The organism is Pseudomonas sp. W3I7 (assembly GCF_030816095.1).
GTDB lineage: Bacteria > Pseudomonadota > Gammaproteobacteria > Pseudomonadales > Pseudomonadaceae > Aquipseudomonas > Aquipseudomonas salomonii.
Genome location: NZ_JAUSXP010000001.1, coordinates 2775968 through 2792788, shown reverse-complemented (window position 1 = coordinate 2792788; position 16821 = coordinate 2775968). Strand labels below are relative to the sequence as shown.

Here is a 16821-nt window from a genome sequence, read left to right as displayed (position 1 = left end):
TCGAATTCAGGAATTGACCTGCACATATGGACATACGTATATTCGAATAAACGCATATGAAAAAGACCTTCATCATGTCAGACCCCTTCTCCCCGCCCACCCTGTTCAAATGCCTGGCCGACGCCACCCGTGCCCGCTTGACGTTATTGATCCTGCGCGAAGGCGAACTTTGCGTGTGCGAACTGATCCATGCTCTGGACGACAGCCAGCCAAAGATCTCCCGGCACCTGGCGCAACTGCGCAGTTGCGGGTTGTTGCTGGATCGTCGTCAGGGCCAATGGATCTACTACCGCATCAACCCGGCACTGCCCGCTTGGGTCACTCAAGTGCTGGACACCACCTTGCAAGCCAACCAGCCCTGGTTGCACCACGACGCGCAGCGTCTTGCTGCCATGGGCGACCGACCACAACGGGCCAGCACCTGCTGCTGAGCCATCGGAGCGTTAATTCATGCTTGTCGCAATTGGCATTTTTATCTTCACCATCGTTCTGGTCATCTGGCAGCCCAAAGGCCTCGGAGTCGGCTGGAGTGCAAGCATGGGCGCCATTCTGGCCCTGGCCTGCGGGGTCATCAGCCTGGCGGACATCCCCGTGGTGTGGCACATCATCTGGAACGCCACCGGCACCTTTGTTGCACTGATCGTCATCAGCCTGTTGCTCGACGAGGCCGGCTTCTTTGCCTGGACCGCCCTGCATGTGGCGCGTTGGGGCCGTGGGCGTGGCCGGCGGCTGTTTGCCTATATGGTGCTGCTGGGCGCGCTGGTTTCGGCGCTGTTTGCCAACGACGGCGCCGCGTTGATCCTCACGCCCATCGTCATGTCGATGCTGCTGGCCTTGCGCTTTTCTCCGGCAGCGACCCTGGCGTTTGTGATGGGCGCGGGGTTTATCGCGGATACCGCGAGCCTGCCGCTGGTGGTGTCAAACCTGGTGAATATCGTCTCGGCGGATTACTTCAAGATCGGCTTCAACGAGTACGCGGCGGTGATGGTGCCGGTGAACTTCGTCAGTGTCGCCGCCACCCTTGCGGTCCTGCTGTGGTTCTTTCGCCGCGATATTCCCCAGGCCTACGACCCGGCCGACCTCGAAGACCCCGCCAGCGCCATCCATGATCGTGCGACCTTTCGCGCCGGCTGGTGGGTGTTGGGCATCTTGCTGGCGGGCTGTTTCGCGTTAGAGCCGCTGGGCATTCCCATCAGTGCGATTTCCGCCGTGTGCGCTGTGTTGCTGCTGGTGATCGCCGCCAAGGGCCACAAGATCTCCACACGCAAAGTGTTGAAAGAAGCGCCGTGGCAGATCGTGGTGTTTTCCCTGGGCATGTACCTGGTGGTCTACGGCTTGCGTAACGCCGGCCTGACCACCTACCTCGCCACCTGGCTCGACACCTTCGCCACCTACGGCGTGTGGGGCGCGGCCATGGGCACCGGCGTGCTGACGGCGCTGTTGTCATCGGCAATGAACAACCTGCCGACGGTGCTGATCGGCGCGCTGTCGATCGAGTCCAGCCATGCCGTGGGCGTGGTCAAGGACGCGATGATCTACGCCAACGTGATCGGCAGCGACCTGGGCCCGAAAATCACCCCGATCGGCAGCCTGGCCACCTTGTTGTGGCTGCATATCCTGGCGCGCAAAGGCATCACCATCACCTGGGGCTACTACTTCAAGGTCGGCATCGTGCTGACCTTGCCGGTGCTGTTGATCACCCTCGCCGCCCTCGCCTTGCGCCTGAGTCTCTGAAGGAGATACCGCAATGAAAGTCCTGTTCATGTGTACCGCCAACAGCTGCCGCAGCATCTTGTCCGAGGCAATGTTCAACCACCTCGCGCCGTCAGGTTTCGAGGCGATCAGCTCCGGCAGCTTCCCCAAAGGCCAGGTGCTGCCGCGCAGCCTGAGCACGCTGCAGGCAGCGGGCATCAGCACCGAAGGTCTGTACAGCAAGGGCAATGAGGCCTTTGAGGGCAACCCGCCGGATGTGGTGATTACCGTGTGCGACAAAGCTGCGGGCGAAGCCTGCCCGGTGTATTTCGGGCCGGCGGTGAAGGCGCATTGGGGCTTGGAAGACCCGTCGGATGTTCAGGGTGACGAGGCCAGTGTGGACGCAGCCTTCAAGGCCACGCTCAGCACCATCGAAAGGCGTTGCACGGCGTTCCTGGCCTTGCCCTTCGCCCAACTCAGCCCAGCCGAGTTGAAAGCTGAACTGGCCCGCATCGCAGCGCTTTAACCGGAGGACATAATGACCACCCTGCCCAACCTCAACAGCACCCTTGCAGGCCCACTGCCTGCAGGGCCAGGCCACCCGCCGCGCATCCTGCTGCTTTACGGCTCCACACGCCCGCGCTCATTCAGCCGTTTGCTGGTGGAAGAAGCCGCGCGGCTGTTGCGCCACTTCGGTGCCGACACGCGCATTTTCAACCCTTCGGGCCTGCCGCTGCCCGACGATGCGCCCAATGATCACCCTAAAGTCCAGGAGCTGCTGGACCTGATGCAGTGGTCCGAAGGCCAGGTGTGGTGCTCGCCCGAGCGCCACGGTTCGATGTCGGCGGTGTTCAAGGCCCAGCTCGATTGGGTGCCCCTGGCCCTCGGTGCTGTTCGCCCGACCCAGGGCAAAACCCTGGCGGTGATGCAGGTGTCCGGCGGCTCGCAATCGTTCAACACGGTCAACCAACTGCGCGTGCTGGGGCGCTGGATGCGCATGTTCACGATCCCCAACCAATCCTCGGTACCCAAGGCATTCATGGAGTTTGATGACCAGGACCGCATGAAGCCATCGGCGCTCTACGATCGCGTGGTCGATGTAATGGAGGAACTGGTGAAGTTCACCCTATTACTGCGTGATCGCCCAGACCTGGTGGACCGCTATTCGGAGCGCAAGGAAAGCGCCGATGAGCTGTCGCAGCGTGTCAACCAACGGTCGATTTGAGCGGCCCTGCTGGCGTATGCTCGTGCCAACCGCATCCTGAGCTGAATCATGAGCACTCTGCACCACGCCTGGCTGGGCAATTACGAAGTCAGCAGCACCGCCTGCACCGGCCTGACCTTTGCCCGCCATAGCCACGATGAATGCGTGATCGGCGTAAACCTCGTCGGTGAGGAAAAGGTCTGGCTCGACCGCCGCGAATTCGAAGCCGGGCCGGGCAGCATTACGCTGTACAACCCCGGTCAGATCCAGGGCGGCGGCGCGGCGCCAGGCGCGCCTTGGCAGTTTGTCAGCCTGTATGCCACGGCCGACCAATTGGCGGCTGACCTTGGGTTGGCGCAGCTGGAGTTCGATCGCTCGTTGTGCTTTCAGCCGGATCTGGCGCAGCGCCTGGCTGTGGCGGTGAAAGGCGCCTTGAGTGCCGACGCATTGGTCCGCGATCTCAATGAAGAAGCCTTGGTGTTGCTACTGGGTGAGGTGGTCGGCGTCAGTGGTGTGCGTGTGCCTGGCAGCATGGCAACGGGCAAAAGCATGATCAGCCGCGCCCAGGAATTGCTGGCTGCGCACTTGCATCAAGTGTTGCCCCTGGACCACCTCGGCGATGAGCTGGGATTGTCCAAATTTCACCTGCTGCGCGCCTTCCAGAAGGAAACCGGGCTCAGCCCGCGGCAATGGGCGATGCAACTGCGCACCCGCCGCGCCAAAGGCTTGTTGCGCAATGGCATAGCGGCCAGCGAAGTCGCCCATGACCTGGGCTTTGCTGACCAAAGCCACCTCAACCGGCATTTTCGCGCCGCCTATGGCATCACGCCCGGCCGCTATCAAAGCGTGCTGTTTAAACGCTGAAGCGCAATCTGGTTCAAGACACCTGCCCCACCTGCCGCCACACTGCCCGCCCTCTCTTGAAGGAACGCGGGCATGTTGACGATCTTCTTTTACGCGCTGGCATTCGGTTTTGTGTTTTGCCTCTCGCCAGGCGCCGTGCTGGCAGAAACGTTGCGCCGGGGCCTGCTGCACGGTTTTACCCCGGCCTTGCTGGTGCAGATCGGCTCGCTGGTAGGCGATGCGGTGTGGGCAGTGATCGGCCTTACCGGCATCGCCCTGCTGATCCAGCATGACGCGGTGCGTGTGCCGCTCACGGCGGTCTGCGCGCTGTACCTGGCCTGGTTGGGGATCCGCAGCTTGATCGATGCCTGGCGCTTGCCCGAGGCGAGCAGCGCGCCCGCCAGTTCCGGGCAAAATGCGCTGGCGGTAGGCGCGGCGATTTCCCTGGCCAATCCGAAAAACATTGTCTATTGGGGTGCACTGGGCAGCGCCTTGTCCGGCATCGTCGGCACCACGCCCAGCCATGGCCAAACGCTGATGTTTTTTGCGGGCTTTATGCTGGCATCGGTGTTGTCGTGCTTTCTGATTGCGGCGTTGGTCAACCTGCTGCGCAAGAACGCCTCACCGTTATGGCAACGCATCAGTTATGGCGCCTGTGGTGGGGTATTGATCTATCTGGCAGTTCTGGCTGCACAAGGGATATGAAGTTATATATCGCACAACTTGTCGATGCGGCTTGTCTGAATAAACTCTGAACACCGACGTATTTAACCAACTATGCGTTGACATTTTGTACCCCGCTGAGTAGATTGCCCCTGCCCACAACTGGGGCCTTTTTTAAACCTCACAAAAGAAGCCAATGGACACAGTATCTAGTCGCTGTCCGAGCACCGCTCACGCGGGCATCGGGCGCCAAACCCAGAATATGACAGGACTCGCCTTCCAGGTCCGGTAAGCTGCGCTAGAGCTTGATGCTCCACCGTAACTGCCTCGCCGGTCGCCCGTCCGGTCCCGAGGTGTGTTATGACCTTTCAACTGATTGTTTTACCTGACATTCGCACGCTGGCCGCAGCCCTGCGCGCCAAGCTGTGCCGCGAGCCCGTGGGCTTTGCGCCTGCGCGCTCAACCTTTGCTGCACCCTTCCCTCAAGCTAGCAAAGATCCACTGCGCCCAGCTCCCCCGCTGGCGCACTGGCGTATCTGCCCTGCCAGCGGCCAATTGCTGCAGCACTGGGACCACGCCGACCCTCAAGACCCGCAGAGACCTCAGGTTTCCACCCTGGCTCAAGCCAGCCTGTTGCTCGAGTTTTACCTGAGTACTCGCGCCGCTTAAACCAGCTGGAAACAGCAACTTCCTGATGATTATTCTGGAGTTCGTTATGAACACATCCAGTAGTAGCCCGCTGCGCGCCAGTTAACTAACGCGCACTAAGCGGGCACTGTAGAAGTTATGTGAACACCCTATTTAAACCGATCGCGAAGTCCGCGGCTCGGCATGCTTTCGCTCGCCTGTATTCAGGTAAGTACCGGGTATGTTTTGTCGAGAATTGGCGACAGGAGTACAGACAATGAGCGCCGTAAAAAACACGCCTCTGCACAAGAAAAATGGCACTGCAACCGACACCAAACTGTCGATGCGTGCCGCCCGTGAAGCCCAGAACGGCCTGTCGGCCACCCTCGCCAATGTGCGTGCCACCCAGGACGGCCTGACCGAACTGGACGCTTCGGCACGTCTGCAACGCGAAGGCTACAACGAAGTGGCCCACGACAAGCCGCCTCATGCCATCGTCCAGTTCCTGCAGGCACTGAACAACCCGTTCATCTACGTACTGCTGACCCTCGGCGGCATCAGCTTTATCACTGACTGCTGGCTGCCGATGCAGGAAGGTGAAGAAGCCGACCCGACCAAAGTCATCATCATCATGACCATGGTCCTGCTCAGCAGCCTGCTGCGTTTCTGGCAGGAGCACCGCTCGGCCAAATCCGCCGAAGCCCTCAAAGCCATGGTGCGCACCACCGCAACGGTATTGCGCCGCGAGCAAGTCGGCAGCCAGCCGATCCTGCGCGAAGTGCCGATGCGCGACCTGGTCGCCGGTGACATCGTGCAGCTGTCTGCCGGCGACATGATCCCGGCCGATATCCGCCTGATCGAATCCCGTGACCTGTTTATCAGCCAGGCCGTGCTCACCGGCGAAGCCTTGCCGGTGGAGAAGTACGACACCCTCGGCGATGTCACGCAAAAATCCGCCTCTACGCTGGCGGCCGACCAAGGCAACCTGCTGGACCTGCCGAACATCTGCTTTATGGGCACCAACGTGGTCAGCGGTCGTGCCAAGGCGGTGGTGGTTGCCACCGGGCCGCGCACCTACTTCGGCTCATTGGCCAAGGCGATTGTCGGCTCCCGTGTGCAAACCGCCTTCGACCGTGGGGTGAACAGCGTCAGCTGGCTGTTGATCCGCTTCATGCTGGTGATGGTGCCGATCGTGTTCTTCCTCAACGGCTTCTCCAAAGGTGACTGGGGCGATGCGTTCCTGTTCGCCCTGGCGGTTGCCGTGGGCCTGACCCCGGAAATGCTGCCGATGATCGTCAGCGCCAACCTGGCCAAGGGCGCCACGGCCATGGCCAAGCGCAAAGTGGTGGTCAAGCGCCTCAATGCGATCCAGAACTTCGGTTCGATGGACGTACTGTGCACCGACAAGACCGGCACGCTGACCCAGGACAAGATCATCCTTGAGCATCACGTCAACGCCATCGGCCAACGCGATGACGCGGTGCTGTCGCTGGCCTGGCTCAACAGCTTCCACCAGAGCGGCATGAAAAACCTGATGGACCAGGCCGTGGTGCAGTTCTCGGAGCAGAACCCCAAGTTCCAGCTGCCGCTGGCCTACAGCAAGGTCGATGAACTGCCGTTCGACTTCGTGCGCCGGCGCCTGTCGATTGTGGTGCGCGACACGGCCGGCGACCAATTGCTGGTGTGCAAGGGCGCCGTGGAAGAGATGTTGAGCATCTCCACGCACATGCTCGAAGGGGGCACCGCCGTGCCGCTGGATGATCAACGCCGTGATGAACTGCTGGCATTGGCCAACGACTACAACGAGGACGGTTTCCGCGTCCTGGTGGTGGCGACACGCAATATCCCTAAATCCATGGCGCGCCAGCAGTACACCACCGCCGATGAGCGCAACCTGGTGATCCAGGGCTTCCTGACCTTCCTTGATCCACCGAAGGAAACCGCAGGCCCGGCGATTGCCGCGCTGCAACAAATCGGCGTGGCCGTGAAGGTGTTGACCGGCGATAACGCCGTGGTCACCAGCAAGATCTGCCGCCAGGTCGGCCTCGAACCCGGCCAGCCGCTGCTGGGCGTGGAAATCGAAGCGATGGACGACGCCACCCTGCTGCGCCGCGTGGAAGAACGCACGGTGTTCGCCAAACTCACGCCATTGCAGAAGTCCCGCGTACTGAAAGCCCTGCAAGCCAACGGCCACACCGTGGGCTTCCTCGGCGACGGCATCAACGATGCCCCGGCGCTGCGGGATGCCGACGTGGGTATCTCGGTGGACAGCGGCACCGATATCGCCAAGGAATCGGCCGACATCATCCTGCTGGAAAAAAGCCTGATGGTGCTGGAAGAAGGCGTGCTCAAGGGCCGCGAAACCTTCGGCAACATCATGAAGTACCTGAACATGACCGCCAGCTCCAACTTCGGCAACGTGTTCTCGGTGCTGGTGGCCAGTGCGTTCATCCCGTTCATGCCGATGCTGGCAATTCACTTGCTGCTGCAAAACCTGATGTACGACATCTCCCAGTTGGCTTTGCCGTGGGACAAGATGGACAAGGAATACCTGGCCAAACCGCGCAAGTGGGATGCCAAGAACATCGGCCGCTTCATGATCTGGATCGGGCCGACCTCGTCGATCTTCGACATCACCACCTTTGCGTTGATGTGGTACGTGTTCAGCGCCAACAGCGTGGAAATGCAGACCCTGTTCCAGTCCGGCTGGTTTATCGAGGGCCTGCTCTCGCAAACCCTGGTGGTGCATATGTTGCGCACTCGCAAGATCCCGTTCTTCCAGAGCACGGCTGCCTGGCCGGTGTTGATGATGACCGCCATCGTCATCTGCCTGGGGATCTACGTGCCGTTCTCGCCGCTGGGCACATTGGTGGGCCTGCAACCGCTGCCGCTCGCGTACTTCCCGTGGCTGGTCGGCACCCTGCTCGCCTACTGCTGCGTGGCACAGCTGATGAAAACGATCTACATCCGCCGCTTCAAGCAGTGGTACTGATCACCCCCGCCGTTTAAACGGTGGCGGTCGCCCGGCCGCCACCGTGCATCACAAGGACCCTGACTATGCGCGTGCTTATCTGTGCAGGTCGTCATTACGCTGACACCAAAAAGACCCGCCAAGTGCTGGACGCCTACCACCGCCTGCGCCCGGTGCAGGTTTTGATTCACGGCGGCAACCAGTTCCTCGGCAGTGACATCGAGGAATGGGCGCGGGAAATGCGCATCGACGTGGTGCGCTACCCGCCCAATTGGCAACGCCACGGCAAGCAGGCGGAACGCCAGCGCAACCATTTCATGCTCGCCGACAGCCGCCCCGACGTGATCATCGCCCTGCCGGGTGGTGACGACACCTCGGAGCTGGTTTGCCAGGCCAAAGCCAGCGGCATTTCGGTGCTGACCGTAGAAAGCTGAATTCAAGCGAGGTGCATCATGCACAAAAAACACAGCCCACAACGCCCGGACGGGTTTGCCAAATACCGCGAACGTCACTACCGGGGCGCTCGCCATACCCTGTTGCTGCTGCCACCGGCCAAGCGCCGCGCACTGCAACGTAACCTGATTTTTATCGGTACCACACTCGGCCTTATCTTACTCATTGCGCTGTTTTCCAAAGCCCAGGCGGCCGGCGGTTCGTATGTGGTCGACGACGGCGGGATCAACGATCCGGGTGAGTGCAGCGTCGACGCCTGGTACACCGCCAACCGACATCAAGGCAACATTCATAACCAGACGCTTAATCCCGCGTGTACCTTCAGCGCACTGCCTGCCGTGGAATGGAGCGCCGCACTGTCGCGCGCCAGTCATGCGGGGGATGCCGAGACGCAAATCAGCCCGCAGGTTAAGGCGCAGGTGTGGTCACAGGAAAGCCTGGGGCTGCAAATGGCCGTGTCTGCCACCAGCCACTTTGCCCTCGACCGCCAGCATGCATTCGACGGCGCGGACTTTAACGTGCCGTTGACCTGGCAACCGGTGCAAGCATTGCGCCTTAGCCTCAATGGCGGCTGGACCCACGCCTACAACGGCGGCGAGCAAAACCACCGCCTGACGTGGGGCACCGGTTTTGAGTACCAGTTGGCGGACGCGCTCACGCTGATCGGTGAGCGTTATGGCCAGGAAGGCGGTGACCAGGCCTGGCAGGCCGGGCCGCGGTTCCATGTGGGCAAATTGGTCGATGTGGATGTGGTGGTGGGGCAGAGCCTCACCGGTGATCACAACCAATGGCTGACCACCGGCGCGACCGTGCGTTTTTAGGCTTTTTTAGCCTGTTGCTCCAGGTTCAGTTGCAACGCTGGTTCGAGTTGCAACTGCGCCGCCAGTTCGTCCAGGTAGCCGCGCTCCTTCGGCGCCTGGTCATTGACCATCATCACGCTGGCCAGGTAGACCTCGGTCGCCAACCCTGGATCAGCGGCATATTCGGCAAAATCAGCGGCATCCAGAGGTTTGGCGACTTCGTCTTTGAGCCACTGCTTTAACTGCGGCTCATCGGTATGGCGGCCGATCTCGGCTGAGATCATTTCCTGCTCTTTGTCATCGATCTCTCCATCGGCCTTGGCGGCCGCAATCAGCGCGCGTAACAGCGCATGGCTATGAGCTTCAGCTTCCTGACCGTCAAGCTGGTCAACCGTCTGGATGGCCTGCTGCGGTGCACTGGCCTGCTGGCGTTGCCAGGCCTGATACGCCTGGAAAGCCGCCATCCCCAAGGAGGCCAACGCCGCATAATTCATCCCGCCGGAACGCGTTTGAGGGGTGCCACCAGCAGGCGCACCGCCCAACAATCCGCCCAGGCCACCTAATAAACCGCCCAGCCCGCCACCATCTGCCGCAGCGTTGCCGCTGCCGGAGCGGTTCAACAAACCGCCCAGCAAACCACCCAGGCCGCCCAGCCCACCGCCGGAGCTACCGCCGCCTTGCTGGCTGGCGCGCAGCAGCTGTTCCAGTAAATTGCTGGTATTCATGGTGTCACTCTCCCGCAGCGTAGTATTGGCATTTAACAACCATAGCCCGCTACCGCAGGAACACCAAGACCGCCGGGCGGGCACGCCTTATGATGGCCCCACCACGTTGAAGGAGAAACCGCGTGAACCGTCTTGAGCACATAGTGTTGATGGCTGACTACAACCAGTGGATGAACCGCAAAGTCTATGCCGCCGCCAGCCAGCTTACCGACGCAGAACTGACCACGGACCGGCAGGCGTTCTTCGGCTCCATCCACGGCACACTCAATCACCTGACACTGGGGGACACGGTGTGGCTAAAGCGATTTGCCGAGCATCCGGCAGGCTTTGCCCAACTGGCGCCATTAGCGTCGATTGCCACGCCTTCTGACTTGAAGCAACTGGCTTTCGCCAACCTGCGCGAGCTGGCGGCCCGCCGCGCCTGGCTGGACCAACTGATCATCGACTGGGCCAACAGCCTGCGCGAGCCCGATCTGGACCAGCGTCTGCAGTACCACAACATGCGCGGCGTGGCGAACCACAAGCCGTTCTTTGCACTGCTGATGCATTTTTTCAACCACCAGACCCACCATCGGGGCCAGGCAACCACATTGCTGACCCAGGCGGGCGTGGACGTCGGTGATACCGACTTGCTGGCCCTGATTGATTGAACTCAGCCGGCACTGAACGTGGCGTAAGCCTGCATCAAGCGCGGGAAGTCCTGCGGCTCGGGCAACTGCGCAAAGCTTTCAACCGCCGGCGTCGCAGCCCAGGGCAGTTTTTCGCTGGTCCAGGTTTCCATGAACGGCACGTAGTCGCGGGCGTTATCCAGCAAGGTTGCGCGCACATTGACGAACTCATCGATGCCATGGGGGCGCGTAAACAGCCAGCTCATGCAGTGCGGGCAGCAATAATGGCGGTCCACGCCGTGCAAGCCGCCGATCACCGGGCAACCCTGGGTCACGGTGAAACCCGCGGCCGGAATCAACGCGCTAAGGGAAAACGCACTGGCGGTCATCTTCTGACAGCCGCTGCAATGGCACGCCATGGTGATTACCGGCGGCAAACTCACGCTGAAACGCACCCGACTACAACGGCAACTGCCTTCCAGCGGCAAGGTTTCGACGCTCATCACTCACTCCTTTTTATGATTGTTGGCACCACAGGGTAGCGTGAACCGTCCGTGGAATAAAACCGAACGCCGCGCCGCCCGCGCGGTCACAACCCTGAGGGCTCGGGGTTGATTGCCTCGGCCCTGCCCACGCGTCGCCGCTGGTTTTTGGCCGCGCGTACCCCTATAAGAAGGAGACGCTTACATGGTCACTCACTTCAAGGTCGCCGGGCATCTGGCTTGCGGCCATCACGGCACCAACCTCACGTCCAGCACCGAGCTGAACCGAGTCAAATGCCGTACCTGCCGCAATACCGACGCCTATAAAGAAGCGCGCCGCACCCAGCGCAATGCCGCCCGCCGCTCCGCGCGCAAGGCCAAAACCCATACCGCCGTTGACTGGCGCAGTGCCTGGACGCAACGCCTCACAGATTTGCCGGGGCTGCAGCGCCTGCCACGAGGTTTCAGCGGGCAGCCATTTGTCTGAGCTGTTCAGGGGTTGAAAACAGGTTAACCCGGTTCCCATCGGGATCCTGCAGCAGCGCAGACTGAGTGCCCATGGCATATTCGTCACCGGCATCCGTACCTCTGCGCTGCTCAATTGTGGCAACACCGACTCAACCTCTTCTGCCTCAAATCCCAGGATCACCTGGGCGAGGCTCTTGTTCCTATAGGTGAGTGTCCGCCTGCTCGGCGGGATAAAACACGCCCTCCTTCCCTGTCTTTTTCAGATGTTCGCGCACCATTGCCTCAACCCGGGCCACTGCAGCCTGATCGTCAGCGTTGACCCACTGCAAGCACAGGCGTTGGACATTCTGATCGTGAGTGCCCTCGCTCATCATCTCGTGGGTGAAGACCCGTTCGCCACGCCACAGGCATAGCTGGGTATGAGTTCCGCCGAGCCATATTTCGTTGATTGCTCCAAGGTCGGTGGTCGCCAGTTGATCCACCGTGATTGTCTTATCCATTGTGCTGCGCCTTACCCATGAGTACATACAGGTAGACTGACAGGCATTGCCGGTCGTTCCCGGCATCGGCAGTTCAGTGCGCCTTGTGCTCGGCGGGCGGCGCATCGGCCGCAAGCTTCTGCACGTCGCTGACCGCCAGCTCACCCGACTGGCCGCCCCACCCCTGGCGCAGGTAGTTGAGCAGGTCGGTCAGCTGTTGGTGATTGAGCTTGTCGGCAAAGCCCGGCATCGGTTGCATGCGCTCGAACCCGGTGAATTGCTGCTCGCCGATGCCGTCCTCGATCACCCGCAGCAGGTTGCGCGGGTCTTCCAGGCGCAGGGTGGTGTTGCCGCGCATGGCCACCGCGATGTGCGGCTTGCCCTCGCCATTCGGCGCGTGGCAGCCGGCGCACACGTTCAGATAGTCCTGACGACCGCGTTGGGCACTTGGGCTCATGGCGTCCAGCGACGTCTCGCTCAGCACCTTGGCCTGCGGCGGTTGATCGCCCAGCAGGAAGGTCGCCATGGCAGCCAGGTCCGGATCGGTAAGGCCCTGGGTGCTGTTATGGAACACCGGGAACATCTCGTTGAACATCGTGCCCTGGGCACTCATGCCGTGCTTGAGAAACGTACTCAGGTCCTGATGATTCCAGCCGCGAGCGGCCAGGTCAGTGGCCAACAGGCTGGGTGCCAGGTAGCCATTGAGCACGCCGCCGGTCAGGCGTTTATCCTGCTGCATTGCGCCGGGTAAGCCGCGTGGCGTGTGGCATTCGCCGCAGTGGCCGAGCACCTCGACCATGTATTGGCCACGCTGAAATGCTTCACTTTTGCCCTCGGTCGGCGCAAGTTTCACATCCTTGCCGTAAAGCATGTTCCAGCCCATCAGACCCAGACGCACGTTGAACGGAAAGCTCAGGCGGGTAACCGGCGCCGCACGCTCGATGGGCTCGATGGTTTTCAGGTACGCATGGATCGCGTCCGACTCTGCACGGGGCATCAGGTGGTACGAGGTGTACGGCATCGCCGGGTACAGATTCGCGCCATCCCGGCGTTTGCCTTCGGTGAGCGCAGCGAAGAATTCGTCATCGCTGTACAGGCCAATGCCGTGCTCTTTGCTCGGGGTGATATTGGTGCCATAGATGGTGCCGAACGGCGAAACGATCGGCAGGCCGCCCGCAAACGGCGCGCCACCCGGTGCGGTGTGGCAGGCCATGCAGTCAGCGGCGCGGGCAAGGTATTCGCCGCGTTTGACTTGATCGTCCGCGTGCGCCAGCAACATCGGCGCGGCCAGGCCAACCGCCAGCGCAAGGCGGGAAAGTAGTTGTTTCATGCTTAACCCTCCTTGACCAGGCCGAGATCGGTCAGCACGTTGCGGGTCGCGTTGTAGTAACGCACGTAGCCGGTGCAGCGGCAGATGTGGTGACCGAGGCTGTCCTCGATGACTTTTTCCAGCTGGCTTTTGACGATCGGCTGACGCTGCAGCTTCTCGACCAGCACGGTCGCGGCATTGACGAAACCCGGCGCGCAGTAGCTGCACTGGAAGGCGAATTCATCGACGAAGCGCTGCTGGATCGGGTTCAGCTGAGTCACGTTGCCCTGCTCGTCGCGGGTTGCATGGCCTTCGATGGTGCGTATTTTTTTGCCAGCAAAATAGTGTGCACCGGTGATGCAGGTGCGCACTTCTTCGCTGGTGCCGTCCGGGTTGTCGACGATCACCACGCAGGCGTGGCAAATGCCCTGGCCGCAGCCGAGCCGCGAGCCGGTGAGGTTTTTGTATTCGTGCAGGTAGTCGATCATCGGCAGGTCATCAGGGATGTCCACCGGGCCGACGGATTGACCGTTGAGGGTCAGTTGAAACGGACGGTTAGCCATTGAGGGCCTCCTTGATGCGCGCAGAAGTGATTGGCAGGTCGCGGACACGTTTGCCGATGGCGTGGGCCACGGCGTTACCGATGGCGCCGACGATCGGGATCATCACCACTTCGGCAATGCCCTTGGACGGGTCGCTCGGCGACAGCGGCGGCAGGATTTCGGCCGTCTGCTTCCACACCGCTACGTGCCGGGCCATCGGCAAACGGTAACGGTTGAAATTCCAGTCACCCTCCCCCGGCCCGCCTTCGTACAGCGGCATCTCTTCCATCAACGCATGGCCAATGCCCATGGCGATCCCGCCTTCGAGCTGGCCCTTGACCAGTTCTTCCACCAGCACCCGACCGCACTCGACCCACGAGTGATGGTTGAGCACTTGCACGTCGGCGGAGCCCTTGTTCACTTTCAATTCCACCAGCGTCGCGACCGGGCTGTAGTAAGTCACCGCCGCGTTGTTCAACTGGGTGTCCGGGTAGTGGACGTTCTGGCGATCCAGCAGGTGGAAACCGTTGCTGGTCATCTGGGCTTTCTTCGCGTTTGGCGCGCCGTCGCCGTACTTCACGGCCAGGCCGTCGAGCGGCAGGCGTTCACGCACGCCGTCGATGCTGTAATCGGCTTCGGCCCAGCTCCAACGGTTGAAGCCGTGCACAGTGGCACCGGTCACCAGACCTTTTTCGTGGGCGTGTTTGGCCAATTGCTCAAAGCTCAGCGGCTGCATGCCGTTGGCGGTGAGTTTGCCGTCGACCCAATGCGCGTCTTCGCGGCGCACCACGTACGGGTTGGCCTGGCCGCCGTAAGGGCCTTGGCCCCAGATCTGCAACGCCGCCGGCCACAGGCCGTGGTTGAACAGCACCCGGGAGGCTTCACGGGTGGCGTGGCTGAAGTAATACGCCGAGTTGGTCGCCGACGAGGCCGACGCCAGTTTGCCGACCCAGCGCGGGTTGCGCAGAAAACCATCCTGCTCGGCCTGGCTCATGACGTAAGGGTTGCCGCCCGTGATCAGTTGCAACTCTTCCCATTCGGTTTCGCCGGTCTTCACTTGCGTGGCCGGGATGCCGATAAAGTCCGCCACCACCAGGGCTTGTGAGGTGGACATGCCGGTGCCGATTTCAATGCCGATATGGCGCAACGTCACATGCCCTTCGGCGGTGAATTCGATGCTGGCCATGGGGGCCTCGGAACCGGTGCCGAAGTCTTTCTGGCAGATGGCAAAACCGACGCCATACCAGTTATCCGGGTCAGCGGCTTCGCGGGTCTTTTTGATCTGGTCGCGGTTTTTCCAGACGTCGTGGGCAGCCGCTTTGTCAAGAATCTCGTGTAAGCGCAACGCCCCCGCCGGCACCGCGCCCTGGGTGTTTTTCATGCCCGACAGCAGCGCGTTTTTCTTGCGCAGGTCGATGGCATCGATGCCCAGACGCCCGGCGATTTCGTCGACCATCATCTCGGTCGAGGCCATGCTTTGCAGGGTGCCGTAACCGCGCATCGAACCCGCTTCAACCGCGCGGGAATGGTAGGCCGTGACCTGTAAATCGTTCTGCGGCATGTAGTAGATCGACTGCGCTGCCGTGGCGCCAACCGCTGCCACCGAAGGGCTGTAGTTGATCCGCCCACCGCCGTCGACGTTCATCTCGGCGCGAAAAATCTGGAAACTGTGATCGTTTTTGTCCACCGCCAATTGGTAGCGGATGTCGAACGGGTGACGCTTGATGCCGCTCTGGAACTGCTCATAGCGGTCGTTGGCCAGGCGCACCGGCACACCGGCGCCATACAGCGCGGCGAGGGCTGCGTAGTAGACAAAAATGTTGTGGTCCTTGGAACCGTAACCGACGGTGTAGCCCGGGTGCATGTTCAGATTCGCCAGGCCGAAGCGCGATGGCGCGATCATCTTCGCGGTTTCGGTGGCGGCTTCCAGCGGGCACTGGGTCGCGACGACAAAGTGCAACGTCTTGGTGGCCGGATCGTACCAGCCGTTACCGTTGTCCGGCTCCATCGCTGCCGGTTCAATCGACGGGGTTTTGTAACGCTCGTCGAACACCAGCCAGTTGTCTGGCGGCGCGTCGATTTGCTGCTGCATCCGGTCGGCGTAAAACAGCCCGCGCTCGGTCAGGTTGCCGTGCAGGTCCGGCTGGGAATTCCACACCGGGCGACGATTTTTCAGCATCGGGAACAGGATCGAATCCTTGAGGCTGGCGAATTCATCCTCGTCCGCCGAGGTCGCCCCGCCGACGCGCACGTAGCGGAAGCTGCCGTAAGGGTCACGTTCGTAATACGGCACCTGGGCACCGTAACGGATGGCTTTGTCATTGAATTTGAGTTTGGCCTTGGCCTGACGGAAACGCTCGAAGTCGTTCCAGATCAGGATCGCCACAGGGTGACCGATGAACATCGGCACCTTGCCTTCCGGCAGCAGCGGATCTGGCGCGTGCTCTTCCGGGAAGACGATGCCGTCCTTGTCCAGGTCGGCGGCGGTGACGATGCGGTCAGGCTGCAACTCGGCGCCAAGCCACGCCAGGTCGTAGCCGGCGTAGATGCGATCGGCCTTGGTTGTCTTCAGCAACATGGCGTGGCCCTGCTGCTGCGGCCAGCCTGGCATGTCCTTGGCGCGGATGTCGCGGGCAAACACCTTGCTCCCGCATACTTTGGACAAGGCGTCGTTACGCGAGCGCGCCTTGCCGTTGTTGCCGAGCCATCGCTCGGACGGCACGGTCACGCTGTTTTCCATCAAGGCCGCCAGCGCCTGGGTGCTGAGCGGTGTAAGCGTCACGCTCACACCCGCCACCAGCCCGCCCTGAAGGAACGAGCGCCGGGAGATATCACGGTTGGACATGGATCATCCTCTGGGCGGTTATGGGTCCGCCCTTTTAGTTATGTTCTGGGGAATCGATCCTTGCAGGAGCGCTTTCGCTGGAAGCCAAAGGCTGGAGTTGACAGTGCAAA

The 16821-nt window shown here is 61.4% G+C and carries 18 protein-coding genes; 12 read left to right on the top strand and 6 right to left on the bottom strand.

Annotation, left to right across the window (positions count from 1 at the left end; translation table 11 throughout):
- Nucleotides 1-74 precede the first annotated feature (74 nt).
- From QF043_RS13045 to QF043_RS13000, 10 genes are all read left to right on the top strand, one after another.
- Entirely contained in the window at nt 75-431 is a 357-nt protein-coding gene (locus tag QF043_RS13045; protein ID WP_056860337.1) for a metalloregulator ArsR/SmtB family transcription factor, read from the top strand.
- 19 nt (nt 432-450) lie between these two features.
- Nucleotides 451-1734, top strand: a complete 1284-nt coding sequence (locus QF043_RS13040; RefSeq protein WP_307418797.1) for an arsenic transporter — start codon at nt 451-453, stop codon at nt 1732-1734.
- A 13-nt stretch (nt 1735-1747) separates the two neighbouring features.
- Nucleotides 1748-2218, top strand: coding sequence for an arsenate reductase ArsC (locus QF043_RS13035; protein WP_307418796.1), 471 nt, complete (start codon nt 1748-1750; stop codon nt 2216-2218).
- Nucleotides 2219-2227: 9 nt separating this feature from the next.
- Complete coding sequence (arsH, locus tag QF043_RS13030; RefSeq protein WP_373460781.1) at nt 2228-2917, top strand: arsenical resistance protein ArsH; 690 nt, start codon at nt 2228-2230, stop codon at nt 2915-2917.
- Between the two features lie 48 nt (nt 2918-2965).
- Nucleotides 2966-3760, top strand: coding sequence for an AraC family transcriptional regulator (locus QF043_RS13025; RefSeq protein ID WP_307418794.1), 795 nt, complete (start codon nt 2966-2968; stop codon nt 3758-3760).
- Nucleotides 3761-3832: 72 nt separating this feature from the next.
- Entirely contained in the window at nt 3833-4444 is a 612-nt protein-coding gene (locus QF043_RS13020; protein ID WP_307418793.1) for a LysE family transporter, read from the top strand.
- A gap of 318 nt (nt 4445-4762) precedes the next feature.
- On the top strand, nt 4763-5071 hold the full coding sequence (locus QF043_RS13015; RefSeq protein WP_307418792.1) for a hypothetical protein: 309 nt from the start codon (nt 4763-4765) through the stop codon (nt 5069-5071).
- Nucleotides 5072-5306: 235 nt separating this feature from the next.
- A complete protein-coding gene (gene mgtA / locus QF043_RS13010) occupies nt 5307-8021 on the top strand; it encodes a magnesium-translocating P-type ATPase (RefSeq protein WP_307418791.1) in 2715 nt (904 codons plus the stop codon).
- A gap of 65 nt (nt 8022-8086) precedes the next feature.
- Nucleotides 8087-8434, top strand: coding sequence for an SLOG family protein (locus QF043_RS13005; protein WP_305453592.1), 348 nt, complete (start codon nt 8087-8089; stop codon nt 8432-8434).
- Nucleotides 8435-8452: 18 nt separating this feature from the next.
- The gene (locus tag QF043_RS13000; protein ID WP_307418790.1) at nt 8453-9274 is read left to right on the top strand and encodes a hypothetical protein; all 822 of its coding nucleotides are present in this window, start codon (nt 8453-8455) and stop codon (nt 9272-9274) included.
- Here QF043_RS13000 and QF043_RS12995 read toward each other — a convergent pair.
- A complete protein-coding gene (locus QF043_RS12995; RefSeq protein ID WP_307418789.1) occupies nt 9271-9978 on the bottom strand; it encodes a tellurite resistance TerB family protein in 708 nt (235 codons plus the stop codon). The genes QF043_RS13000 and QF043_RS12995 overlap by 4 nt on opposite strands.
- 122 nt (nt 9979-10100) lie before the next feature.
- On the opposite strand from QF043_RS12995, the gene QF043_RS12990 reads away from it, so the two are divergent.
- Complete coding sequence (locus QF043_RS12990) at nt 10101-10628, top strand: DinB family protein (protein ID WP_307418787.1); 528 nt, start codon at nt 10101-10103, stop codon at nt 10626-10628.
- Between the two features lie 2 nt (nt 10629-10630).
- Here QF043_RS12990 and QF043_RS12985 read toward each other — a convergent pair whose 3' ends face one another.
- Nucleotides 10631-11089, bottom strand: coding sequence for a GFA family protein (locus QF043_RS12985; protein WP_307418785.1), 459 nt, complete (start codon nt 11087-11089; stop codon nt 10631-10633).
- 184 nt (nt 11090-11273) lie between these two features.
- On the opposite strand from QF043_RS12985, the gene QF043_RS12980 reads away from it, so the two are divergent.
- Nucleotides 11274-11555 (top strand): hypothetical protein, encoded by a 282-nt coding sequence (locus tag QF043_RS12980; protein WP_017138846.1) that lies wholly within the window; start codon nt 11274-11276, stop codon nt 11553-11555.
- Between the two features lie 181 nt (nt 11556-11736).
- Here QF043_RS12980 and QF043_RS12975 read toward each other — a convergent pair whose 3' ends face one another.
- From QF043_RS12975 to QF043_RS12960, 4 genes are all read right to left on the bottom strand, one after another.
- Entirely contained in the window at nt 11737-12036 is a 300-nt protein-coding gene (locus QF043_RS12975; protein ID WP_307418784.1) for a hypothetical protein, read from the bottom strand.
- A gap of 73 nt (nt 12037-12109) precedes the next feature.
- Entirely contained in the window at nt 12110-13345 is a 1236-nt protein-coding gene (locus QF043_RS12970) for a cytochrome c (protein ID WP_307418782.1), read from the bottom strand.
- A 2-nt stretch (nt 13346-13347) separates the two neighbouring features.
- Nucleotides 13348-13887: a (2Fe-2S)-binding protein gene (locus QF043_RS12965; RefSeq protein ID WP_307418781.1), complete on the bottom strand. Its 540-nt coding sequence runs from the start codon at nt 13885-13887 to the stop codon at nt 13348-13350.
- Complete coding sequence (locus QF043_RS12960) at nt 13880-16711, bottom strand: xanthine dehydrogenase family protein molybdopterin-binding subunit (RefSeq protein ID WP_307418780.1); 2832 nt, start codon at nt 16709-16711, stop codon at nt 13880-13882. The genes QF043_RS12965 and QF043_RS12960 overlap by 8 nt, the downstream gene beginning before the upstream one ends.
- Nucleotides 16712-16821: the final 110 nt, after the last annotated feature.